This window comes from Streptomyces sp. NBC_01334 (assembly GCF_035983595.1).
GTDB lineage: Bacteria > Actinomycetota > Actinomycetes > Streptomycetales > Streptomycetaceae > Streptomyces > Streptomyces coriariae.
The window spans coordinates 8,360,885-8,383,708 of the sequence record NZ_CP130718.1 but is presented as its reverse complement, the minus strand read 5'-3'; the positions used below and the strand labels follow the sequence as shown (position 1 = coordinate 8,383,708).

16 protein-coding genes are annotated in these 22,824 nt (G+C 72.3%); 9 read left to right on the top strand and 7 right to left on the bottom strand.

The features are described 5' to 3' along the window. Position 1: 1 nt before the first annotated feature. On the bottom strand, positions 2-1,903 hold the full coding sequence (gene dnaK, locus OG736_RS37335) for a molecular chaperone DnaK (protein ID WP_327186353.1): 1,902 nt from the start codon (positions 1,901-1,903) through the stop codon (positions 2-4). Positions 1,904-2,194: 291 nt separating this feature from the next. Between dnaK and OG736_RS37330 the strand changes: the two genes are divergently transcribed. The 3 genes from OG736_RS37330 (at position 2,195) to OG736_RS37320 (ending at position 5,215) form a co-directional block, all read left to right on the top strand. Next, entirely contained in the window at positions 2,195-3,976 is a 1,782-nt protein-coding gene (locus OG736_RS37330) for a PucR family transcriptional regulator (RefSeq protein ID WP_327186352.1), read from the top strand. Positions 3,977-4,132: 156 nt separating this feature from the next. Further along, positions 4,133-4,288, top strand: a complete 156-nt coding sequence (locus OG736_RS37325) for a hypothetical protein (RefSeq protein ID WP_327186351.1) — start codon at positions 4,133-4,135, stop codon at positions 4,286-4,288. A gap of 477 nt (positions 4,289-4,765) precedes the next feature. Next, positions 4,766-5,215: a DUF1931 family protein gene (locus tag OG736_RS37320; protein ID WP_327186350.1), complete on the top strand. Its 450-nt coding sequence runs from the start codon at positions 4,766-4,768 to the stop codon at positions 5,213-5,215. 207 nt (positions 5,216-5,422) lie between these two features. On the opposite strand, the gene uvrA is transcribed toward OG736_RS37320, so the two are convergent. Further along, positions 5,423-7,891, bottom strand: coding sequence for an excinuclease ABC subunit UvrA (gene uvrA, locus OG736_RS37315; protein ID WP_327186349.1), 2,469 nt, complete (start codon positions 7,889-7,891; stop codon positions 5,423-5,425). 190 nt (positions 7,892-8,081) lie between these two features. Between uvrA and OG736_RS37310 the strand changes: the two genes are divergently transcribed. Together OG736_RS37310 and OG736_RS37305 are read left to right on the top strand one after the other, a co-directional pair. Continuing rightward, the gene (locus tag OG736_RS37310) at positions 8,082-9,203 is read left to right on the top strand and encodes a hypothetical protein (protein ID WP_442817119.1); all 1,122 of its coding nucleotides are present in this window, start codon (positions 8,082-8,084) and stop codon (positions 9,201-9,203) included. A 188-nt stretch (positions 9,204-9,391) separates the two neighbouring features. Further along, complete coding sequence (locus OG736_RS37305) at positions 9,392-11,569, top strand: FUSC family protein (RefSeq protein WP_327186347.1); 2,178 nt, start codon at positions 9,392-9,394, stop codon at positions 11,567-11,569. 5 nt (positions 11,570-11,574) lie between these two features. Here the strand turns inward: OG736_RS37305 and OG736_RS37300 are convergent, their stop codons facing one another. The 3 genes from OG736_RS37300 to OG736_RS37290 are packed head-to-tail and all read right to left on the bottom strand — an operon-like array spanning position 11,575 to position 14,453. After that, a complete protein-coding gene (locus OG736_RS37300) occupies positions 11,575-12,162 on the bottom strand; it encodes an aminotransferase class I/II-fold pyridoxal phosphate-dependent enzyme (protein ID WP_327186346.1) in 588 nt (195 codons plus the stop codon). Positions 12,163-12,170: 8 nt separating this feature from the next. After that, positions 12,171-12,527, bottom strand: coding sequence for an RraA family protein (locus OG736_RS37295; RefSeq protein ID WP_327186345.1), 357 nt, complete (start codon positions 12,525-12,527; stop codon positions 12,171-12,173). Positions 12,528-12,548: 21 nt separating this feature from the next. Then, positions 12,549-14,453, bottom strand: a complete 1,905-nt coding sequence (locus OG736_RS37290; protein ID WP_327186344.1) for an SMI1/KNR4 family protein — start codon at positions 14,451-14,453, stop codon at positions 12,549-12,551. A gap of 319 nt (positions 14,454-14,772) precedes the next feature. On the opposite strand from OG736_RS37290, the gene OG736_RS37285 reads away from it, so the two are divergent. From OG736_RS37285 to OG736_RS37275, 3 genes are all read left to right on the top strand, one after another. Next, complete coding sequence (locus OG736_RS37285) at positions 14,773-16,194, top strand: RICIN domain-containing protein (RefSeq protein ID WP_327186343.1); 1,422 nt, start codon at positions 14,773-14,775, stop codon at positions 16,192-16,194. A 209-nt stretch (positions 16,195-16,403) separates the two neighbouring features. Next, positions 16,404-17,312 (top strand): YihY/virulence factor BrkB family protein, encoded by a 909-nt coding sequence (locus OG736_RS37280; protein WP_327186342.1) that lies wholly within the window; start codon positions 16,404-16,406, stop codon positions 17,310-17,312. A gap of 215 nt (positions 17,313-17,527) precedes the next feature. Continuing rightward, positions 17,528-18,397 carry an SCO6745 family protein gene (locus tag OG736_RS37275; protein ID WP_327186341.1) on the top strand — a complete coding sequence of 290 codons (870 nt, stop codon included), beginning with the start codon at positions 17,528-17,530 and terminating at the stop codon, positions 18,395-18,397. A 58-nt stretch (positions 18,398-18,455) separates the two neighbouring features. Here OG736_RS37275 and OG736_RS37270 read toward each other — a convergent pair whose 3' ends face one another. Further along, positions 18,456-20,342, bottom strand: a complete 1,887-nt coding sequence (locus OG736_RS37270; protein ID WP_327186340.1) for an ABC transporter ATP-binding protein — start codon at positions 20,340-20,342, stop codon at positions 18,456-18,458. A 264-nt stretch (positions 20,343-20,606) separates the two neighbouring features. On the opposite strand from OG736_RS37270, the gene OG736_RS37265 reads away from it, so the two are divergent. Then, positions 20,607-21,530 (top strand): lysylphosphatidylglycerol synthase transmembrane domain-containing protein, encoded by a 924-nt coding sequence (locus tag OG736_RS37265; RefSeq protein ID WP_327186339.1) that lies wholly within the window; start codon positions 20,607-20,609, stop codon positions 21,528-21,530. Positions 21,531-21,554: 24 nt separating this feature from the next. Here OG736_RS37265 and OG736_RS37260 read toward each other — a convergent pair whose 3' ends face one another. Beyond that, complete coding sequence (locus tag OG736_RS37260) at positions 21,555-22,823, bottom strand: NAD(P)/FAD-dependent oxidoreductase (protein ID WP_327187818.1); 1,269 nt, start codon at positions 22,821-22,823, stop codon at positions 21,555-21,557. Position 22,824 lies beyond the last annotated feature (1 nt).

Sequence of the window (22,824 nt, the reverse complement as noted above, 5' to 3'; positions counted from 1 at the left end):
CTCAGCCCTTGTCGAACTCGGCGTCGATGACATCATCGTCACCGCCACCGCCACTCGTGGGACCGCCGGCGGCGGCGTCCTGGCCGGGACCGCCGCCCGTGGCGCCTGCGTCCTGATGAGCCGTCAGTCCCGCGAGCACCTGCTGGAGTTCGGAGGTCAGGGGCCGCGTGCGCTCCACGCCCGCCTCTTCCTTGACCGCCGCCCGGGCGTCGGACACGAGCATCTCGGCGCGTGCCTTCTCGTGCGCGGGCGCTGCGTCGCCCAGTTCGGCGAGACGCTTCTCGACCTGGTACGCGACGGCGTCGAGTTCGTTGCGGGCGTCGACGGCCTCGCGGAGTGCCTGGTCCTGGCCCCGGTTGCTTTCGGCCTCCTGGACCATGCGTTCGACCTCACCGCGGTCCAGGTTGGAACTCTCGCTGATGGTGATGCCCTGTTCCTTGCCGGTGTCCCGGTCGCGGGCCTTGACGTTGAGGATGCCGTTGGCGTCGATGTCGAAGATGACCTCGACCTGCGGTTCGCCCCGCGGCGCCGGCCGGATGTCGGTGAGCTGGAACCGGCCCAGCACCCGGTTGTCTGCGGCCAGCTCGCGCTCGCCCTGGAGGACCACCACATCGACGGCCGGCTGGTTGTCCTCGGCGGTGGAGAAGGTCTCGCTGCGGCGCACCGGGATGGTGGTGTTCCGCTCGATGATCTTCGTCATCACTCCGCCGCGCGTCTCCACGCCCAGCGACAAGGGTGTGACGTCGAGCAGCAGGACGTCCTTGACCTCGCCCTTGAGCACCCCGGCCTGGATCGCGGCGCCCAGGGCCACGACCTCGTCGGGGTTGACGCTCATGTTGGGGTCCTTGCCACCGGTCAGCCGGCGGACCAGAGCCTGCACCGCCGGGATACGGGTGGAACCGCCTACAAGGATGACCTCGTCGATGTCGCTGTCGCCGACCTTGGCGTCGGCCATCGCCTGCTGCACCGGTCCCAGGCAACGCTCCACCAGGTCGCTGGTGATCTGCTCGAACGTGGACCGCATGATCGAGTCGGTGAGGTGCTTGGGGCCCGAGGCGTCGGCGGTGATGAACGGCAGGCTGACCTGCGTCTGCGTCACCGAACTGAGCTCGGTCTTGGCCTTCTCCGCGGCCTCGAACAGTCGTTGCAGCGCCTGCGGGTCCTTGCGCAGGTCGATGCCGTTCTCCTTCTGGAAGTCGTCCGCGAGGTGATCCACCAGACGCCGGTCGAAGTCGTCGCCCCCCAGGTGGCTGTCGCCGGCGGTGGAGCGCACCTCCACCACGCCGTCGCCGACGTCGAGGATGCTCACGTCGAAGGTGCCGCCGCCCAGGTCGAAGACGAGGACGGTCTCGTGCTCCTTCTTGTCCATGCCGTACGCGAGGGCGGCCGCCGTCGGCTCGTTGATGATCCGCAGCACCTCCAGTCCCGCGATCCGCCCGGCGTCCTTGGTGGCGGTGCGCTGAGCGTCGTTGAAGTAGGCGGGCACCGTGATGACCGCCTCCGTGACCCGCTCCCCGAGCTGCTTGGAGGCGTCGTCGGCGAGTTTGCGCAGCACCTGCGCGCTGATCTCCTCCGGCGCGTACAACTTGTCGCGCACCTTGAAGCGGGCGGCCCCGCCGTCGCCCTCGACGACGTCGTACGCCACCGCCCTGGCCTCGTCGGAGATCTCGTCGAAGTGCCGGCCGATGAACCGCTTGGCCGAGTAGATGGTGCCCTTGGGGTTGAGGATCGCCTGGCGCCGGGCCAGCTGGCCCACCAGCCGTTCCCCGGTGTCGGTGAAGGCCACCACGGACGGTGTCGTGCGGTTGCCCTCGCTGTTGGGCACGACGGACGGCTCGCCGCCCTCCCACACGGCGATCACCGAGTTGGTGGTGCCCAGGTCGATGCCCACTGCCTTGGCCATGAGGAACTCCTCCCGGTACGGCGCCTGCGCCGGCTCTCCGGATCACGTTCGTTCAGGTAGAGGTGGGACCTCCGCCGGTTTCCCGCCGGTGCGCACGGAGGATCCCGAACACTCCCCAGGGTGACGAACCGGGCGGCTCCACGCCTGTGCCTGGCAGGCCAGGAATGCACGGGTCCGGTCGCCCCACGAGTACGAGAGAAAGATTCCGAACATCTCGGGTAAGCCGGCCGGGAGCGGGTACGCGAAATACCATTCGCCTCCCTGACGACTCGGGGACAACGGAGTGATCCCATGGCCGACAGTCGGACGCACAGCCTGTACCACCGCCGCTCCGACTGGGAGGGCAGCCTTCCGCGGGGCAGCGCCGGGCGGAAGCCCACGGCCGCCGGGAGATACCCCCGGCCACCCGCTCCCACCCCGGCCGATCACGCCCTCCGCGACCTGATGGCGCTCTCCCGCGCCCTGTTCGACACCCCCGACGAAGGCGAGATCCTGCGACTGGCCATGGACCACATAGGCGCCGCGGGGCCATACCGCGTCGAGGTCGGCTACCTCAAGGTGGGCGGCGACCTGGTCCCCAGCCCGAGGAAGGGGCAGACGCATGCCTCGGCCGTGGGCCGGAGGGTGGGGGAGCTGGCCGGGCAGGACGGCCCGGTGGCCGTACCCGGCCGACCCTGGGGCCGGGCCCTGGGGCTGCGCGGACTTGAGGGACTCCACGGCTACCTCGTGGTGACGTCCCGCTCCCGGCCCACCGAGGCCGAGCGATCCCTGCTCGCCACGCTCGTCCGGCACACCGCTGCTGCACTGTCAGTCGCCTTCGCACACCACCGCCCACGCGAGGACGCGCTGGAGCTGCACCGACTGAGGGACGAACGCGCAGCCCTCCAGCGGCAGCTGATCTCCGTCGTGGCCGAGCTGGGGTACCAGCGGGCCGTTCACGCGCTCATGGCCGACGTCGCTGCCTCGAGCGGCGGCGAGGAAGCCATCACCCGCGCACTGCACGGGCTCACTGGACTCCCCGCGCTGGTCGAGGACCGCTTCGGTCGACTGAGGTCCTGGACCGGCCCCGGCCACCCCGACCCCTACCCGGAACCGGATCCCGTACGCCAGGACGAGATGCTGCACGCCGTCGCCCGTCAGGCCGGGCCGGTGCGGATAAAGGACCGGCTGATCACCCTGATCCGCCCGCACGGCGAGATCCTGGGCGTGCTGGCACTGGTCGACGCCCGGAACGAGGCCGACGAACACACCGTGCTCGCGCTGGAACACGCCGCCATGTCACTCGCCCCGGAGCTGACGCACCTGCGCAATCTGGCCGAAGTGGAGCTGAGGCTGCACCGCGAGCTGGTCGACGACCTCCTGGCAGGGACGGACGAGGCGAGCGCCTACGCCCGGTCCGAGGCAGTCGGACACGACCTGCACCGCAGCCACTACGTCGTCGTGGTGCAGTGGCCGAACCGGTCTGCGGACGATTCCTTCGCGCAGACCGTGGGCCGGGCGGCCTCTGCCGTGGGCATGCGCTCGCTGCTGACTCGACGTTCCGACCACGTGGTCCTGGTCGCCGACGACAGGCCTCACGCACGCGCGCTGTACGAGGCGCTCGCGCGGGAGACCGGGACACGGTCCGGGACGATCGGAGTGAGCGCCCCTTGCGACTCTCTGCACGACATCCCCCACCGCTACCAGGAGGCGCAGCGCGCCCTGGAAGTGCGCCGCCACTCCCGCGAGCACTACGGCACGACGTTCTTCGACGAGCTCGGCCTCTACCGCATCCTGGGGCCTGGCAACGGCTATCGGGAACTGGAGACGTTCGTCCAGGAGTGGCTCGGGCAGCTCATCGACTACGACTCCCGTCACCACGCGACCATGGTGGAGACCCTGTCCCGGTACTTCGATTGCGGCGGCAACTACGACGAGACCGCGGACTCCCTCGCGATCCACCGCAGCACGCTGCGCTATCGGCTCCAGCGCATCCGCGACATCAGCGGCAACGACCTCGCGAACGTCGAGGACCGGCTGAACCTCCAGGTGGCGACCCGAGTGTGGAAGATCGTGCTGGGCGCGCCCGGCTGATTGCCTCGCCAGGACTTTGCGCGAGCGGTGTCAGCAGCAGTCGGGCGGGCTGCCCTGTTGCAGAGCTGCAGTGGGTGGGTGGCCCTTCCTCGGTTTGATCCGGGGAGGTCGCGTCGCGCCAGAAGATGGGGGGCCTGGTTCATCACCGCCGTCGCGATGATCGGTGGCGCCTTCGGCACCAGCCCCGAAGGGGCCGAGAAGATGTCCGACGGCGTCCACGGGAGACGGCAGCGTGAGCGTCAGCGGATGCTGCGGCAGATCTCGCGGCCGGAGCGAGGCGAACGCAGGGAGCCGGACACCATCGCCCTGTGACGACGTGGAGGTCGACCAGGTCGAGCAGCACCCGCAGGGACGTCCCCGACATGGTCGAGCTGACCGCCCTCCCCGGCGGCGACGCCGTGGCCGTCGACCGGGTGCCGTACAACTTCTCCCGGCGCGGCCTCGAGGCCGCGCGGCGCAGGAGCCGCCTGCGGCGCCCTTCGCGCCCCGGGTCCCGGGCGCACCGGTCCGCACGCTCACGCCGGCTCACGTCCGCGGGGCACCGCCAGTTCGGCCGCCCCTTCTGGCGTTGCGACGCCGTGCAGCCTCCTACCGACGGACGGCCGTACGGCCGGCCGAGAGGGATGCCTGCGCACTCTGCTCTGCCAGGGGAAGAAGGAGCGCCCTTTTTCGGCCTGGGGTGCGGAGGCGCTCAGCAGGGGGCTCTGCGAATCTCGACCGGGTAACAGCCGATGGCGGCGCGGGCGGGAGCGAACGACGCCGTCCGTTCGCGGTAAGGAGGCGAGAGGTATGACCGTGATGGGTGTGTCGAAGTTCGAGAGGTTCTTCCGCGCCGCCGCAAGCCTCGACGTGGACAGGAACGATCTGAAGCGGTACGGCGACTTCGTCGACGCCAAGCTCTACGACCTCCTGGTCGTCGGCCAGGCGTCGGCCAAGGCCAACGGCAGGGATACCGTCGAACCGCGGGACCTGCCGATCACCAAGGGCCTCCAGGAGAGCATTCACCGGTTCCGGCGGCTCGACGAGGAGGTCGAGCTGAAGCCGATCCTGGAACAGCTCGCCGCGCACCCTCCCCTCGACAGGACACCCACCCAGGAGGCCGAAGAGCGCTACCCCGAGATCATCGGCGGTCTCAGCGTCGCCCTCGCCGAGACGTTCAGAATCATGTATCCGGATGTCAAGAACCCGCAGACCAGTCACTGGGAGGGCGCGACCGCGGTGTTCGACCGGCTGCTGTAGCGGTCCGCGCCCCGGTGCATGTCGCCGGACTGACCTGAGCGTCGACTCCACGGTCTGCCGCGCCGCCACGTCGCCGAACTCATCGTGGAATATGCCCAGACGGGACACCGCGCGAGCGATATCAGCCACCAGCTGGAACGCAGCATGGCGACGCGCGCGACCCTGCGCCCCGAACCCGCCCGACCGGTGCTCAGCCCCTCGCCGTCGTCAGGAGCGCGCAAGCCGAGCCGCGAGATAGGGCGCGGTGGCGCCGCGGCGGGCCCTCGCCACCTTGGCCGGCGGGCCCGTCGCGACCACCCGCCCGCCCTCGTCGCCACCGCCCGGCCCGAGGTCGATGACCCAGTCGGCGGTGGCGATCGTGTCCAGGTCGTGCTCGACGAGGACGACCGTGTTGCCGGCGTCGACGAGCCGGTGCAGCTGTCGCAGCAGCAGCGCGATGTCCGAGGGGTGGAGCCCCGCCGTCGGCTCGTCGAGCAGGTAGAGCGCGTGCCCGCGGCGGGCTCGCTGCAGTTCGGTGGCCAGTTTGATGCGTTGCGCCTCACCACCGCTGAGTTCCGTCGCGGGCTGCCCCAGCCGCAGGTACCCCAGTCCCACCTCGCGCAACGTCTCCAGACTGCGGGAGGCGGCCGGGACGGCGGACAGGAACTCGGCGGCGGCGTCGACGGACAGCGCCAGCACTTCCGCGATGTTCTTGCCGCGGTAGGTGACTTCCAGCGTTTCGGCGTTGTACCGGGCCCCCTGGCAGGTCGGGCACGGCGCGTAGGTGCCGGGCAGGAACAGCAGTTCGACCGCGACGAATCCTTCGCCCTGGCAGGTCTCGCACCGCCCTTCGGGCACGTTGAACGAGAACCGCCCGGCCGAGTAGCCGCGCGCCCTGGCCTCGTCCGTCGCCGCGTACAGCTTGCGCACCGCGTCGAACATCCCCGTGTACGTGGCCAGGTTGGACCGGGGAGTTCGGCCGATGGGCCGTTGGTCGACCCGGACCAGCCGGTCGAACGACTCGACCCCCGACGCGTCCTGGACGTCGACCTCCAGCTGCGCCTCGTCGGGCTCCTCGGGTGCGAGTCCGAGGTGGCCGCGGACGACCTCGGCGAGCACCTGCGTCACCAGCGTGGACTTTCCGGAACCGGACACGCCCGTCACCGCCGTCAGTACGCAGAGCGGTACGTCGACGGACACGTCATGCAGATTGTGGCGGGAGACGCCGCTCAGGTGCAGCCAGCCGTGCGGTGTGCGCGGGCGGTGATCGAGCGGCTGGGCGCGCCCGAACAGGTACTGGCTCGTGGCCGACTCCCCGACCCGCTCAAGGCCGGCGACCGGGCCGCTGTACAGCACGCGCCCGCCGCCCTCGCCCGCGCCGGGGCCGATGTCGACCACCCAGTCCGCCCGCCGTACGACGTCCATGTCGTGCTCCACGACGAACAGCGAGTTGCCCGCCGCCTTGAGGCGGTCCAGCACGTCCAGCAGCGGTTCCGCGTCAGCCGGGTGCAGGCCCGCGGAGGGTTCGTCGAGGACGTAGACGACGCCGAACAGCCCCGAGCGCAGCTGGGTGGCGATCCGCAGGCGCTGCGCCTCGCCGGGCGACAGGGTCGTCGAGCGGCGCCCGAGGCTGAGATATCCGAGGCCCAGGTCGAGCAGTACGTCGACCCGCGCGACCAGATCGCCGCAGATCCTGACCGCGACCTCGGTCGACTCCCCGGATCGGGCGGTCGACGTGGTGGCGTCGGCCGCGGACCGCTCCGCGACGGGCCGCAGCAGCGCCACGACCTCGGTGAGCGGCATCGCGTTGATCTCGGCGATGGAACGTCCGGCGAAGGTCACGGCGAGCGCCTCGGGCCGCAGTCCGCTGCCGTGACACTCGGGGCAGGGCACACTCCTGACGAACCGGAGCGCCCGTTCTCGCATCCTCTCGCTCTTGGAGTCGGCGAGGACGTGCATGACGTGCTTGCGGGCGCTCCAGAACTTGCCCTGGTAGCCGTAGTCGACGCGGTCCTCCTCCGGCTCGATGTACACGGAGGGCTGCTCGTCCGTGTACAGCAGCCAGTCCCGGTCCTTCTTCCTGAGCCTGCGCCACGGTCGGTCGATGTCGATCCCCAGGCCGTTCACGACGCTGCGCAGGTTGGCGCCCTGCCAGGCGCCCGGCCAGGCGGCGATCGCCCCCTCGCGGATGCTCAGCGAGGGGTCCGGGACGAGCAGGTCCTCGGCGACGTCGTGCACGACGCCCAGTCCGTGGCACTCCGGGCAGGCGCCGGCCGCGGTGTTGGGTGAGAACGACTCGGCTTCCAGCCGTGCGGACCGGGGCGGATAGGTACCGGCGCGGGAGTACAGCATGCGCAGCAGATTGGACAGCGTGGTGATGGTGCCGACCGTCGAGCGCGAGCTGGGCGACCCGCGTCGCTGCTGCAGGGCCACGGCCGGTGGCAGTCCGGTGATTTCCCGCACGTGCGGCGCGCCGACCTGCTGCAACAGCCTTCGGGCGTACGGTGCTACGGACTCGAAGTAGCGCCGCTGGGCCTCCGCGTAGAGCGTGCCGAACGCGAGCGAGGACTTCCCCGAACCGGAGACGCCGGTGAAGGCGACCATCGCGTCCCGCGGAACGTCGACATCGATGTTCCGCAGGTTGTTCTCACTGGCGCCCCGGACATGCACGAAGGGGTCGGTCGCGTCCTTGTTCACCGTTCCTGATTACCTGATCGCGCCGGGGAACGCGCGACATGCGCCGTCACCGGGCCCCGCTCACACGAGCGTCGGGAGTGTCCCGGATCCCCTGCCGGGAGGGGCCAGCGTGTCACTCGGCGTCGCCGATACTCCGGGGGCATCCTGTGGGCACGGGCGATCGCGGGGGCAGCCGACGAGAGAAGGAGCCATGCGGATGTCGTCTCAGGGCGTTACGGTCGTGGCTCTCCTGGCGGATCCGGACGCGCCCACGGAGATCGCGCAGCGCATGGCCCGGATACTTCCTGCTCGGCTCGCCGACAAGTCTGGCCAGGGGCGACGGTTCGACGTCGAGGTGGTCAGTGAGCCCTTCACCGCAGGGACCGAGGACCTGCCCACCTTGATGCACCGGATCATGGACCGTGGAAGTGCGCAGAATTGGGACATCGTCGTGGCCCTCACCGACCTTCCGCTGCACTCACACGGGCTCAAGCTCGTGGTGGATCTGAGTCACGAACACGGCTTGGCACTGCTGTCTCTTCCCACGCTGGGGGGCTTGCGGCTGCAGACGAGGGCCCGGCGGGCCGTGGAAGAGGCCGTGCTCAGTTTGGCGGGTCGGCGGGCCACCGGGGTGGAGGGACCTCCGCAGAGCCAGCCGTTGCTGGCTCCGTTCGTCGGTCGTTTCGCGCCTATCCACCCGGGCCAGGTCGGTGCGGAGGAGACCGCTGACCTGCGGTACGTCGTCAGCGGGCCGCGCGGTTACCTGCGGGTACTCGTCGGTATGGTCCGCGCCAACCGGCCGTGGCGCTTGGTGCCGGGCTTGTCGAAAGCCCTGGCGGCCGCACTCGCCACGGGAGCAGTCGCCACCGTGAACTCCACCATCTGGAACCTGGCCGAGTCCCTGAGCGCGCCGCGCCTCGTGATCGCCACGGTCGGGTCGGTCGCGCTCATGATCGGTTGGCTGATCGTGGACGCGCAGCTGTGGCATCGAACGGCAGAGCACTCGCCTGAGGCGAGGCAAAGGGCGAGGCTCTACAACGTCTCGACGGTCATGACCGTGGGTATCGGGGTGCTCGTCTGCTACGTGGGTTTGATCGTCATCAACTTGGTGTGGGCCCTGTTCATCCTCAACGGCCAGGTGTTCGCCTCCACGACAGGAACCCCGCTTCACGCCGCGGAATACTGGACGTTGTCCTGGTTCGTCGCTTCGGTCGCCACGGTGGGCGGGGCGCTGGGATCAGGCTTGGAGAGCGACGACGCGATCCGGGCAGCCGCCTACTCCAAGCGCGAACAGGAACGCCGCCACATGCTCCAGGACGACGACGGCGACTAGCTGGTGACCCGCGCCGGAGATGCGTTGGGGGTCGGTGGTCGTCCGCGTACGAAGATTCCGCTGACCGGTCGGTGCGTGCGTCCGCCGTCATGTTCCCGGGCCGTGCGGGAGGCTTTCCTGCCCGACGGCTGCCGCACCTCAACCAGGCCGACGCGCCCCGGCAGGGCGTTCCGGCTAGGCTCACACGGGTGAGGTGGCTGCGGGCCTTCGGGGAGGTCGTGCGATCCGGGCTGACGATCGAGGAGACGCGGCTGGAGCCCCTGCTCGCGTTGCGCACGGCCGCTGGGGTGGCGATCGTCGTCGGGCCGGCGCTGTGGCTGGTCTCCCCTGCGTATGCCGCGTCCGCCGCCCTCGGCGCCTACTCCGCCGGTGGTGCCACCTTCCAGCGCACCTGGCGCCCACGCAAGGTGATCGCGCTCGGCGCGGGCGCGGGTCTGGCGCTCAGCACCTTCGTGGGCTACCTGGCGGCGGGGCGACTCGTGACGTTCCTCCCGCTGCTGGCCGTATGGGCCTTTGCCGCGGGAATGGCGTGGGCCGTCGGATCGACCGCTGGGATCGTCGCAGCGACGACCGTGGGCAGCATGCTGGTGACCATCACCCTGCCCACGAGCGTCGGGCGAGCCCTGGAGCACGCCGGGGTCATCGCACTCGGGGGCGTGACGCAGGCCGTGCTGATCCTGCTGTTCCCGATCCGGCGTTGGGGAGCGCATCGTGACGCGCTCGCCGACGCCCTGGCCGCCGTGGCGGACTACGCCCGCCGGTTGCGGCACGACCCGACCGCCCCGTTCGACCCCGAGCCGTTGATGACGGCCCGGGACGCGGCCGCAGTGACGCCGTCACAGGCTCGCACCCGTCCCTCCGTCCTCCACGGCCCCCGGGGCCTCGCCGAGCGCATTCGGCCGGTCGTCGCCGCGCTCGCCGACCCGGACGTGGGCGCCCCGGCGGAGGGACCCGGGCGGGACCGCGCGCGGGAGTTGCTCGACGCGGCCGCCGACGTCCTCGATGCGGCCGCCCGTTCGATCCGCCGCGGCACTCCCGCCGAGGTGCGGCCCGGGAGCACGGACGTCCTGCGCGTCGACGAGGAGCACGAGGTACTGGAGGGACCCGCGCGGCAGGCCGCCGAGCGGCTCGTGGAACTGCTCGGCGAGGCGTTGGAGATCGCCTGCTGCGGCGGCGCGCGCGGGAGGACGCCCACGCCGCCCGGATCCGCGGGCACCCAGTTCCTGGTGCGCCCGACAATGTTCCGGCTGGTCCCGGTCGTCGCCCGGGCGGTCCGCCGTGAGCTCCGGCGGGACTCGCCCGTGTTCCGGCACGCCGTCCGCGTGGCGGCGGTGGCCACGCTCGGCTACCTGATCGCCGCCCGGCTCCCCCTGGGCCACGGCTACTGGGCGCCCATCGCCTCGGTGATGGTGATGCGGCCGGACTTCCACCGGACGTACGCGCGGGCGGTGGCCCGTCTCGCCGGGACCCTGGCGGGGGTCGCGCTTGCCACCGGGATGGTGCGGGCCCTGGGCCCGGACGCCCATGTGTTCGGCGCGCTGGCGGTGGTCTCGGCAGGCCTGTCGTACACGCTGATCCGTACCGGCTACGCCTACTCCCAGTGCTTCACTGCCGCGTACGTCGTCTTCCTGCTCGGCATGGGCGGCCAGGCATGGGAGCAGACGGTCCCGGAGCGCGTGGTGCTCACCCTGCTCGGCGGGGCCCTGGCAATGCTGGCGTACGTGCTGTTCCCCGCATGGGAGACGCCCAAGCTGGCGGGCCGGCTTGCTGACTGGCTCGCCGCCAACGGCCACTACGCGGCCGCGGTGCTCCGCAACTACGCCGAACCGACCCGGGAGCATCACGCCGACCTGCGCAGGGCACTCCTGGCAAGCAGGGAGGCACGGGCCGCCTGGCAGGAGGCATACGACCAGGCAAGGCAGGAACCGGTCCGCCCCAGGGGGCTGACCGCGCGCGAGGCGCAGGAGGCGCAGGAGGCGCTCCAGGGGTTCGGCCGGGCGGCGATGCTCATGGAGAGCCACGTCCCGCGGGCCGACAGCCGTTCCGTCCCCGAGGCGGAGCGGTTCGCCGAGGCTCTGGAGGCGGACACCGCGCAGGCGGCAGTCGACGTGCGCGAGCACAGGAATCCGGACTGGGGGCGCGTGGAGGAGGCGCTCCACGCGTGGGAGGACCCTGCCGCCGGCAACCGGAGCCCGGTCGTGCGGTGGGAGGCGGAACTGCAGAAGCGGGCCTTGGAAGACCTTGCGACGGCCGTGAGCCGCACACCCCTGGAACGGGACGTCGGCTCTGCTCGCGAGGACCAGCGGGTGCGGGCTGCCGTGGCGGCGGAAGGTGACGGATCAGGCACCGCGCACCAGGGTGGGTGACGACTTCAGTAGACGTCGTCGCTGATGACCCACGGGCCGTGCTGCTGCGCCCAGTCGGCGATCTCCCTCTGCCGAGCCTCGGGGTGGACGGCGCCGGTGGGATTGCCGGGGCTGGAAAGAATCACCGCCCGTGTGCGTGGGCCACGACAGCGGTCGAGCGCCTCGGCCGAGAGCCGGAACTCCTCGTCGGTGGCGACCGGTACGGCGACACCGTCGGCGGCGGTGACCACTTCGGCGTGACCTGGCCAGCCGGGCGCGGCGACCAGGACCTCGCCACCGGCGTCGGTCAGAGCCTGGACGGCGAGGAAGAGGGCGTGCTTCGCGCCGAGGGCGATCTGCACCTCGTCCGCGCTCCAGGCGAGCCCGGTGTCAACGGCGACGGTGGTGGCTACGAGCGCGCGCAGAGCGGGGTCGCCCTGGGCCGTCCCGTAGTGGTGGGTGGCGGGGTCGCGGACCGCGGCCACGACGGCCTCCACCACCGCGGCGCTGCTGGCCGCCTGGGGTTCACCGGCGGCGAGCGTGATGACGTCCGCGCCCTGCGCACGCAGCGCTTCGGCCCGGACGGCCACGGCGGAGATCGGATTGTCCGTCATGGGTGTCGTCACCGTCCGGCAGCTTGGAAGTCGTCGTACAGGTCGAGGGTGCCGCGGCCTTCCCGGAGCTGCTTCATCAGATCTCTCTCGTGCGCCACGCGCGCGTCGGCCCGGTCGAGGATCCGCTCGGTGCCGGAGGCGGGGAGCGCCACGACCCCGTCGACGTCCCCGACGACGAGGTCGCCGGTGTGGACCGTGGCGCCACCGACGTCGACGGGACGCCCGAGAACGCCGCGGAAGTCCTTGCGGGTGCCGAGGATGGAGGTGCCGCGCGAGAAGACCGGGAAGCCGAGCGCCTCGGTCTCCGCCGTGTCGCGGACGCCGCCGTCGATGAGCAGGCCCGCGTCAGGGGACCGAAGAGCCACGGCGGCTCGCCGCAGCCCGGTTCAGGACCGGCGCCCCCCGAGGCTGACGTAGGCGAACCCCTCCCCCTCGCGTGGCGCCCGGGTCCAGGACCGGGTGGTGAAGGTGTGGAGCCTGCCCTGGGTCAGCGCGAAGCGGGGAAGCGACAGCCCGAGTTCGGTGTGCAGGGCCTGCAATACACGGAGCTCGCGGTCCGGTTCACCGTCCTCCGGGCGGAACAGCCGTGCGGGGTCCAGGGCCTCGGGAATCGCGCCGGAGCGCCGGATCTCCGTACCGCGAACGGTGAACGCGTAGAGCTCCTCGCCCTGTTCGGCCACGGACAGGTGGAACGCGGCCGGGCGGTCGCCCGGGTGCGAGTGCCTCGGGTCGCGCCACACCACCACCGCGCGGCCGGACGAGGAGGCGGCCCGAGCGGGGGAGGAGAACAGGTTGCCGAGGTGGTGGCAGTAGCCGTCGAAGGCGAAGGCCCACGCTTCGGCGGTGCGGCCGACGGCAACCACGGCCCGGTCCTCCCAGAGTTCCACGCCCTCCCGCTCGTGGGGCTTGGGCGCGTGCCAGGACGCCTCGCGCGGATCTGCGGGCGCGCCCAGTTCGGCGCCTGCCTCGCCTATCACAGCGGGCAGGCGGGCGGGGTCGATCCCCTCGGCCCAGACACAGCGGTAGCCGTCGGACGGCTGCCGGGTCTCCGCGGGCTCCGTCAGCCAGGCGAGGCCCGGCGGGTCGAGATCGGGCACCGGCTCGGGAGCGGGTCCCGCTTGCCCGGCCCGCGGCGTCGCAAGGATTTCCCGTCCGCGCTCCGGGGTGATCAGCGGACCCAGAACCGGATCGGCGAGCAGGCCGACCGGGGCGATCAGCGAGGGCCCGGGCGCCTCCCATCGCGGGAGCGCGTTCCGCAGGATCCGCCACGCGGCGTCGGTCGCCCCCCAGCGGGCCGCCTCCCGGGCCTCGGAGACGGCCCTGCCCCACGGGCCGGGAGGCGCGTAGCGATGGGTGCCGTCCCGCATCGTGCCCAGCAGGGCCTCGGCGGTCTCCCGGGGGACCCCGCGGGCGGCCATCATCCCGAGCCAGTGGTCGTCCCCGCCCAGCCGCCATTCGCCGCGTGCCGGCGTCATGGCCGCCACAGGCAGGATCTCGGGCAGGTAGCGCGGGTCGGCCACCAGGAAGCCGTAGTCCCGGGAGCTGCGCGGCGCCGACAGATGCCGGAGCTGGTTGAGCAGGACGGCGCTGTGCGGCCGTCCGAAGGACCCTGCCTCCTCGACCAGGGGCAGGGCCTCCTCGTACCGTCCGCGCAGGGCCAGCAGGCGGGCGTCCTCCACCCGGGCGTCCTGGGCGCGCGTGGTCGCGTTGACGAAGCCGGGGCTCGCCGCCCGGTCGGCGTGGAAGCCGCGGTACATGGCCTCCATGTACGCGCGGAACGACGGGTAGCGGTCCGGGAATTCACCGCTCCAGCCTTTGTAGACGTAGAGCGCCCACTCGCCGTCCTGGTCGCTGTCGCCCGGGTCGAGCAGGGCGTACGACATGTCGGAGTCGGTCTCCAGCCGTAGGGCCCGTTGCCACATCCCGGCCAGCAGGACGTCCTCCTCGCGCGGGTTGTCGCCCAGACTCTCCTCGTACAGCGGGGTCATGCCGTGCGGGTCCTGGAACCAGCCGATGTCCGCGACACCGCCGAGCTGGTAGACCCCGGCCGTCTGTTCCACGTGCCACCCGTCGCTCACGGCCAGGAACTCCCGGTACGAGGTCGGCAGCCGCCGCCCCAGCCGCTCCTCGGCCGCGGCGATCGCCGATTCCTGTGCCCCGGGCCTGCCCAGGTGGACAGCGGTCCGCCCGCCGCCGCCCTCGTCGTCCTCCTCGTCCTCGTCCGCGCGCGGGACCCACTCCTCCTGCCAACGCCCGAGGAAATCGTGCCAGTTGAAAGACTCTCCGCTCATGGCCGGATGGTGTCATCCGGCACTGACAACAGCGCCCCGAAGCGCCCGGCCTTCCGTTCGCATGCGGACGGCACACGGCCTGCGGCAGGCGCCGCGCCACCCTGCGTCCGCCGCCCGAGGGTGCGGCCCGAGGGTGCGGCCCGTGCCAGGCGTGCCGGCGGAAGGAGAAGGTGCCGACGGAAGGAGGTCGTGCCGACGCATCCAGACCTCGAACACGTCTCTCACCTGGGTACTTCCGGGACCGTCGGTGCCCGTCGGGGCAACTCGGCTTGCCCCGACGGCTCCTGACGGATGCCGTCCGCCCCCGTAGCGTCGAGCAGTGAGTATTTGGACTTCCCTCGAACCTTCCTCGGCCACGGTGGATCCCGGTGACAGCACGACCGTGCGGCTGCGACTGCGCAACACCGGTGACGTGGTCGACGAGTACCGCTTCGAGCCCGTCGGTGACCTCGCGCCCTGGACCACGGTGGAGCCTGCTTCCCTGCGGCTGTACCCGGGGACGACGGGGACGGTGGAGCTGACCTTCGCCCCGCCGCGCACGTCCGACGCGACGGCCGGCCCGAACCCGTACGCGATCCGGATCACCCCGACCGAACATCCGGAGTCGACGACCGTTCCCGAGGGAAATCTGACGATCGCGCCCTTCACGGAGGTGCGGGCCGAGCTCGTCCCGCCGACGGTGAAGGGCCGTTTCCGGGGACGGCCGAAGCTGGCTGTCGACAACCTGGGCAACACGAAAGTGACCGGGTCGCTGAGCGGCAGCGACAACGGTGACCAGCTGTCGTACGAGATCCACCCGAGCAACTTCCAGATCGAGCCCGGACGTGCCGCGTTCGTGAAGGCCACGCTGAAGCCTCGCCAGATCATCTGGTTCGGGTCCAGGACGGAGCGGCCGTACACCCTCGCGGTGAAGCGGTCGGGGGTGACGCCGCTCAGCGTCGAGGGCACCTATGTGCAGCGGAGTTTCCTGCCCGGCTGGCTCACCAGGCTGTTCGGGATCCTCCTGGCGCTCACGATCGCCTTCGTGATGCTGTGGATCGCCTACAAGCCCAAGGTCACCAGCACCGCCCGCGAGTTGCAGGAGGCCGCCGTGAGCACACTGGCGCCCTCCCCTTCGGCGCCTCAGGCGCCGCCCTCGGCACCTGCCGTGTCGGCCCCGCCCGCCGCGGCGGACACACCTGCCGCGTCGGCCTCGGCGCAGAACGGCGGAGGCGGAGGCGCGGCGTCCCCGCCGGCCAAGAAGAAGACCCCGAGCGTGCTGCCAGCGTCGGACATCATGCTGCGCAACCCGACCACCAAGATGTGCGCCGACCTCCCCGCCGGCGACGACGCCGACTCGGCGGGCCGGGTGGTGCAGGCCACCTGCGACGAGAAGAGCGTCGGCAGCCAGCGGTGGAACCTGGAGGTGAAGTACCCGAAGCTGGGCCCCGGCGGCTCGGCTCTCTTCCAGATCCGCAACGTCGAGGACCAGCTGTGCGTGGATCTGCCGGACTACGGCGCCAAGCCCATCAGGTCGCCGATCCTGGAGTACGCCTGCGCCGGAACGACCGCCGACAACCAGCTGTGGTGGCTCGACAAACAGGACGACGGCAACTACTGGATCCGTAACTACGCCAGCAACAACGCCTGTCTGGACGTCGCCGGATACAGCACCGGCGGCAACGGAGAACACCTCACGCTCTTCACCTGCTCCAACACCGACGACCAGGAGTGGCAGATCATCCGTCCCTCGGATTCCTGAGACACCGCCCGCCCCGGTCCTGTCACCGTCGACGACGCCGAGCGACAAGCGGCTCGGCGGGGGGTGTGCGGGGGTGGATCCGGGGGAGAGGTGGATGGACATGAGCACACCGTTCGCAGGGATGATCGACGGCATGGCCGAGGACACGGCCGTGCCGTGCACCGCGCACACCCGCCTGCGCCGCAGTACCCGCACGCACCGGAGGTGCCATGTCCGCTGACCCGTACGCCGGCGAGGTGCGCCGCCCCTTCCGGCCCCGGGTGCCCGCCGCCTGGTGGCCGGCGCTGCGGCGTACACCGGTGTCCCTGTGGAACGACGACATCACGGACTACGCGGCGGCGCTGACGTACTACGCGATCCTGGCCGTGCTCCCCGCGATGATGGTCACCGTCCTCGCGTTCGGGCTGATCAGCCCGGACACGGCGGAGGAATTCGTCACCCACGTCACGATGTACGCCCCGGCGGAGTCCGGCGCCGACCTGCACGCCGTGCTGTCCCGTGCGCTGGGCGCCGACCGGGGGGCCTGGCCGCTGCTCGTGGCCGGAGCGACGAGTGCGCTGTGGTCGGCCTCCAGCTATCTCGCCGTCTTCCGCCGCGCCCTGAACCACATGCACCGGGTCGAGGACCGGCGCTCACCCTGGCGCAAGGCGCCCCGCATCCTGCTCACCGCCCTCGCCCTGCTGGGACTGCTCCTCGCCGGTTCCCTCGTCCTGCTGCTCACCGGTCCGCTGGCCGAGGCGGCGGGCCGGGTCGTCGGTGTGGACGCCACCGCGACCTGGGCCTGGAGCGTGCTGCGCTGGCCGCTGTTGCTGTGCCTGGTCGCCCTCCTGGTCGTGGTCGTCTTCCACACCGGTCCGGCCCCGGCCCGTCTGCGCGGGCGCAGTCTGCCCGGCGGCGTCCTGGCAGCCGCGCTGTGGCTCGTGGTCTCCGCGGGCTTCGCCTGGTACGCCTCCGGCCTGAGCGCGTACAGCAGGCTCTACGGCTCGCTCGCGGGCGTCGTCGTCTTCCTCGTCTGGCTGTGGTTGTCCAACCTCGCCCTGCTGACCGGGGCGCAGTTCGCCGCGGAGCTCTCCGCGCCGCGCGGTCAGGACACGGGCAAGCCGTCGCGCGTGCCGTAGCACTGCGCACGCGGCGGGTGGGGACGGAGCCGGGTAGGAGCCGTCCGGCGCGGCCGGCGCCAGCGCCGAGGCCGTCCCGGCGGCGACGAGCGCAGCAGACGCACCCGGGCCGTCCACGACGGCCGGCAGCAGCTCCAGGGTCGATCTGCTCGGCAGGCCGGCGGCGTGCGTCACCGGCCTGGAAATGTTACCGACCGGTCGGTATCGTGCCCGTCATGACCACCGTCGCTCCGGACCCGCGCGCGGGCCGCCACTGTCACAGCACACTCAACTCGCTGCACGCGACGCACTACTTCTCCCCCGACGTGGGCCGGGAGCTGGGCGCGCTCGGCGTCAGCCACCCGCGGGCCGTCAACTTCGCCGTGCGGGCGGCCGCGTTGGGGCCGGTGGGAGCCGGCGCGGTGACGGCGACGTTCTACAACTACAAGCACACGCTCGTCGCCCGGCACGTGCCCGCGGTGTGGGAGTCGGCCACGCCCGCACAGGTCCTGGCGGCGCGCACGCGCGCCGTCGACACGACGCTGCGCCGCCAGCTGGGCGCGGACGTGGTCGCGTCCGCGGAGATGGCGGAGGCGGCCCGGCTCGCCCTGCGCGCCACCGAGGCCTGTTCGCGCAGCGCCCGGCCCCTGTACTCGGCCCACGCCGACCTGCCAGTCCCCGAGGAGCCGCACCTGGCGTACTGGCACGCGGCCACGCTGCTGCGCGAGCACCGGGGCGACGGGCACCTCGCCGTGCTGATGGCCGCGGGACTCGACGGTCTGGAGGCCATGGTGACCCACACGGCGACCGGCAAGGGCATGTCGCCGAAGTGGGTGCGCGACACCCGCGGCTGGAGCCGGGAGGACTGGGACGCGGCGGCCGGCCGGCTGCGGGAGCGCGGCCTGCTGGACGAGGACGGGGAGCTGACCGAGCAGGGCCGCGCGCTGCGCCAGGAGATCGAGCGGGAGACGGACCGGCTGGACCGCGCCCCGTACGCGCACCTGGGCGCGGAGGGCGTGGCCCGGCTGACCGAGCTCGGCACGGGCTTCGTACGCACCGCGCTCGCCGCCGGCGCCTTCCCGGCGGATCTGCTCGCCAAGCGCTGACCTTCCGGACGCGCCGCGGAGAGCGGGCGGCCCGTCGGCGCGCCGCGCTCACACCGCCTCAGCGCACGGCCGCCTCCGTCATCCCCGGCTGGTCGAACTGCGTCCGGTGCAGCTCCGCGTACCGTCCGCCGGTCGCGAGGAGTTCGTCGTGGGTGCCGCGTTCCACGACCCGGCCGGACTCGACGACGAGGATCAGGTCGGCGGCGCGCACGGTCGACAGCCGGTGGGCGATGACGATCGCCGTACGGTCCGCGAGGGCCTCGGCGAGGGCTTCCTGGACGGCCGCCTCGGACGTGTTGTCGAGGTGCGCGGTGGCCTCGTCGAGGATGACGACGCGCTGGCGGGCCAGCAGCAGCCGGGCGATGGTCATGCGCTGGCGCTCACCGCCGGAGAGACGGTAGCCGCGTTCCCCGACGACCGTGTCGAGGCCGTCGGGAAGGGAGCGGACGAGGTCGTCGAGGCGGGAGCGGCGCAGGGCGTCCCACAGCTCGTCCTCGGTGGCCCCGGGGCGGGCCAGCAGGAGGTTCGCGCGGACGCTGTCGTGGAAGAGGTGGCCGTCCTGGGTGACCATGCCGAGAGTGGCCCGCAGGGAGCCCGCGCTCAGGTCACGGACGTCGACCCCGCCGATCCGGACGGCGCCCGCGTCGACGTCGTACAGGCGCGGCAGGAGTTGGGCGATGGTCGACTTGCCGGCGCCCGAGGAGCCGACGAGGGCGACGGTCTGCCCGGGAGCGGCGCGGAAGGACACGCCGTGCAGGACCTCGGCGCCGCCGCGGGAGTCGAGTGAGGCGACCTCCTCCAGCGAGGCCAGGGAGACCTTGTCGGCGGACGGGTAGCCGAAGCGGACCTCGTCGAACTCGACGGAGACCGGGCCCGGCGGCACCTCGCGGGCGTCGGGCTTCTCCTCGATGAGCGGCTTCAGGTCGAGCACCTCGAAGACCCGCTCGAAGCTGACCAGCGCGCTCATCACCTCCACCCGGGCCCCGGCGAGGGAGGTCAGCGGGGCGTACAGACGGGTCAGGAGCAGGGCGAGGGCGACGACGGCGCCGGGTTCGAGGGTGCCGTTCAGCGCGAGATGCCCGCCGAGGCCGTAGACGAGGGCGAGGGCCAGCGCGGAGACGAGGGTCAGGGCGGTGATGAAGACCGACTGGGCGGTGGCCGTACGGACGCCGATGTCCCGGACGTGGGCGGCCCGGGCCGCGAACTGGGCCGACTCCTCCTCGGGCCGGCCGAACAGCTTGATCAGCGTGGCGCCTGGCGCGGAGAAGCGCTCGGTCATCCGGGTGCCCATCGCCGCGTTGAGCGTGGCCGCCTCGCGCTGCATGCCCGCCATCCGGCTGCCCATCCGCCGGGCCGGGAGCACGAAGACCGGCAGCAGGGCCAGCGCGAGCAGGGTGATCTGCCAGGACAGGGTGAGCATGACGACGAGGGTCAGCACCAGGGTGACCAGGTTGGAGACCACTCCGGAGAGGGTGTTGCTGAAGGCGCGCTGGGCGCCGATCACGTCGTTGTTGAGTCGGGAGACGAGCGCTCCCGTACGGGTACGTGTGAAGAACGCGACCGGCATCCGCTGCACATGATCGAACACGGCCGTGCGCAGATCGAGGATGAGCCCCTCTCCCAGCGTCGCCGAGAGCCTCCTGCCCAGGATGCCGAGCGCCGCCTCCAGCACCGCGATGACCGCGATGAGCAGCGCCAGGCGGACGACCGTGCCCGGGTCGCCGTGCGACACGATCGCGTCGACGACCCGTCCGGCGAGGACGGGGGTGGCGACGGCCAGCAGCGCGGTCAGCACCCCCAGCAGGACGAACTGCGCGATCCGGCGGCGGTGCGGGCGGGCGAATGCGCCGATGCGGCGCAATGTCACCCGGTCGAAGGGGCGGCGTTCCTGCTGGGCGTTCATGACGCTGTAAAGCTGCGTCCAGGCGGTGCTCTCCATGCTCATGGGAGTGACCGTAGGACCTCAAGCAACCTTGAGGTCAACCTTCTCCCCGCATCCTCGACGGCAAGGGATCAGGCAAAGGATCAGCCGAGGGGTCGGACAGCGGATCAGCCACAGGATCAGGCACAGGATCAGACGAAGGACCCGATGACCGTACGTAATGTTCCGTCCCCGCTTCCGCAACCCGCCGTTGGCGCCGTGCCGAGAACCTCTCCGAGTGTGACAGCGGTTCCCGTTCCCCTTCCCCCAGGCAGGCCGGCCCGGCGCGTGCCGGTGCGCCAGATCCTGTGTCTGCTTCCGCTCCTGCTCGTCACCGTGGTCGCGGTGCGGCACCGGTCCGTTCTCGTCGAGGGCTTCGCACAGTTGCGGAGCGCGCAGTGGCCCTGGCTGCTGGCCGCGCTCGGAGCGACCTGCCTGACGTGGGTGGCGGCGGCCGTCACCCGGCAGGGCGCGGTGGTGGAGCGGCTGCCCGGACGGCGGCTGCTGGCCGCGCAGTTCGCGGCCGGCGCGGCCAACCACCTGCTGCCGACAGGGCTGGGCGCGAGCGCGGTCAACCTGCGGTTCATGACCGTGTGCGGAGTGCCCCTGGCCCGCTCCTCCGCGGCCCTCGCGCTGTATCTGATGGCGGAGGGCGTGGCCCGGGTGGGCCTGCTGGCCGTGCTGCTGCTCGTCTTCCCCGACGCGCTGCGGCTCGGCTCCCTCCTGCCCGGCGGGGCGCTCGGCCCGCTGCTGGGCGTCCTCGGGGCGGCCGTGCTGGTGGCGGCGGGCGCGCTCGCCCTCGTACGGCGGCTGCGGTCGGCGGTGTGCTCCTTCCTGCGCACCGCGCTGGGCGAGGCGCGCTCGGTGCACTCCCGCCCGGTGCGGGCGCTGGCCCTGTGGGGCGGCTCGCTGGCGTTCCCGGTGCTCCAGGCGGCCGGACTGGCCGCGGTGGGGCAGGCGTTGGGGCTGCCGGTGCCGGTGGCGCACATGGCGGTCGCGTACCTGGCGGCGACGGTGGCGGTCGCGCTGGTCCCCACGCCGGGCGGGATCGGTTCGGTGGAGGCGGCGCTGATCGTGGCGCTGGTGGCGGCGGGCGGTCCGGTGGCGCCGGCCACGGCCGTGGTGCTCGGCTACCGGATCATCACGGTGTGGCTGCCGCTGGTGCCGGGGGCGCTGACGCTCGGTGCGCTGGTACGGATGAAGGTCATCTGAAGCACCCGCGAGGTCTCGGCCGCCTCACGGCCGGACACTCACCCGGACAGCACCGCCCCGCGGGTCGACCCGGTGCGTCCAGCCGGCCGGCAGGCGCAGGGTGCGGTTCGGCAGGGCGGCCGTCCACAGCCGTTCCCTGTGCAGCACGCGCCCGTTCTGGGTGACGCGCAGGACGGGGCGGGTCAGTCGGGTCGCGGTGCGCAGGACGTAGGGGAGGCGGTCGGCCGGAGTGACGCGGTTCGGGGCGATCCAGCGCAGGGGCGGGTCGACGAGGAGCGGCACGGCGTCGACGCGGTCGGCGCGGTCGGCGCCCGAAGGCCGACCGGTGGCCGCGAGACGATCGGTGGCCGCGAGGTGGTCGAGGACGGCACCGGCGGCGTGGGAGCCCTCCCGGACCGCGGTCGCCGCGCTCTCGACGGCGTGCAGCACGCTGCCGACGGCGAAGACGCCGGGGCGTGAGGTGCGCAGGGCGCCGTCGACGGCCGGGCCACGGGTGCCGGGGTCCAGGATGAGGCCACCGCGCCGGGCCAGTTCGTGGTCGGGGACGAAGTCGCCGGTGAACACGACGGTGTCGCAGGGCAGTACGGCCGTACGGCCGTCGCGGTGCCGTACCCGCACGCCCGACAGGCGGCCCTGGCCCAGCAGTTCGGCGACCGTGGTGCCGGTGAGCAGCGGAGTGCCGTGGCGCAGCCGGGAGTCGGCGGCCCGGGACCGGGTGGTCTGCGGTCCGGGCAGGTCGGTGAGCATCGCCACGACCGTGGCGCCGGCGGCCCGTACGGTGTCGGCGGCGGCGTACGAGACGTCCTCCGCGCCGACCACCACCGCGCGGGTACCGATCCGCTGCCCGTAGAGGTGTACGGCCTGCTGGAGTTCGCCGGTGGTGTAGACACCGGCCGGGCGGGTGCCGGGCACCAGCCGGGCCGCTCGGGGGCGTTCGCGGGCGCCGGTGGCCAGGACGACCGCCCGTGCGGTGATCGTCCCGGGCCCCTCGGCGCCGAGGGTGTGCAGGGTGAGAGGGCCGGCCCAGTCGAGGGCCGTCACACCGGTGCGGACGGTCGCCCCGGCCTGCCGGGAGCCGGTGACCAGCAGCCGGGCGTACGCGGGGCCGGTGAGGGGATGCAGGAGGGTGCCGTAGCCGCCGTGCGCGCAGTGCCGCGGCGCTCCCCCGGCCCGTGTCTCCCGGTCCACGATCTCGACGCGTCCCGCTCCGGCGGCGGCGAGCCGGGCGGCGGTCGCGAGGCCCGCGGGGCCCGCGCCGACGACCAGGACGTCGACCCGGCGTGCTCCGGTCATA

What these genes read in the sequence shown, in the direction of transcription:
- dnaK (WP_327186353.1), bottom strand. Translation starts at nt 1,903, where the DNA reads ATGGCCAAGGCAGTGGGCATCGACCTGGGCACCACCAACTCGGTGATC.
- OG736_RS37330 (WP_327186352.1), top strand. Translation starts at nt 2,195, where the DNA reads ATGGCCGACAGTCGGACGCACAGCCTGTACCACCGCCGCTCCGACTGG.
- OG736_RS37325 (WP_327186351.1), top strand. Translation starts at nt 4,133, where the DNA reads ATGATCGGTGGCGCCTTCGGCACCAGCCCCGAAGGGGCCGAGAAGATG.
- OG736_RS37320 (WP_327186350.1), top strand. Translation starts at nt 4,766, where the DNA reads ATGACCGTGATGGGTGTGTCGAAGTTCGAGAGGTTCTTCCGCGCCGCC.
- OG736_RS37310 (WP_442817119.1), top strand. Translation starts at nt 8,082, where the DNA reads ATGCGGATGTCGTCTCAGGGCGTTACGGTCGTGGCTCTCCTGGCGGAT.
- OG736_RS37300 (WP_327186346.1), bottom strand. Translation starts at nt 12,162, where the DNA reads ATGACGGACAATCCGATCTCCGCCGTGGCCGTCCGGGCCGAAGCGCTG.
- OG736_RS37290 (WP_327186344.1), bottom strand. Translation starts at nt 14,453, where the DNA reads ATGAGCGGAGAGTCTTTCAACTGGCACGATTTCCTCGGGCGTTGGCAG.
- OG736_RS37280 (WP_327186342.1), top strand. Translation starts at nt 16,404, where the DNA reads ATGTCCGCTGACCCGTACGCCGGCGAGGTGCGCCGCCCCTTCCGGCCC.
- OG736_RS37275 (WP_327186341.1), top strand. Translation starts at nt 17,528, where the DNA reads ATGACCACCGTCGCTCCGGACCCGCGCGCGGGCCGCCACTGTCACAGC.
- OG736_RS37270 (WP_327186340.1), bottom strand. Translation starts at nt 20,342, where the DNA reads ATGAGCATGGAGAGCACCGCCTGGACGCAGCTTTACAGCGTCATGAAC.
- OG736_RS37260 (WP_327187818.1), bottom strand. Translation starts at nt 22,823, where the DNA reads ATGACCGGAGCACGCCGGGTCGACGTCCTGGTCGTCGGCGCGGGCCCC.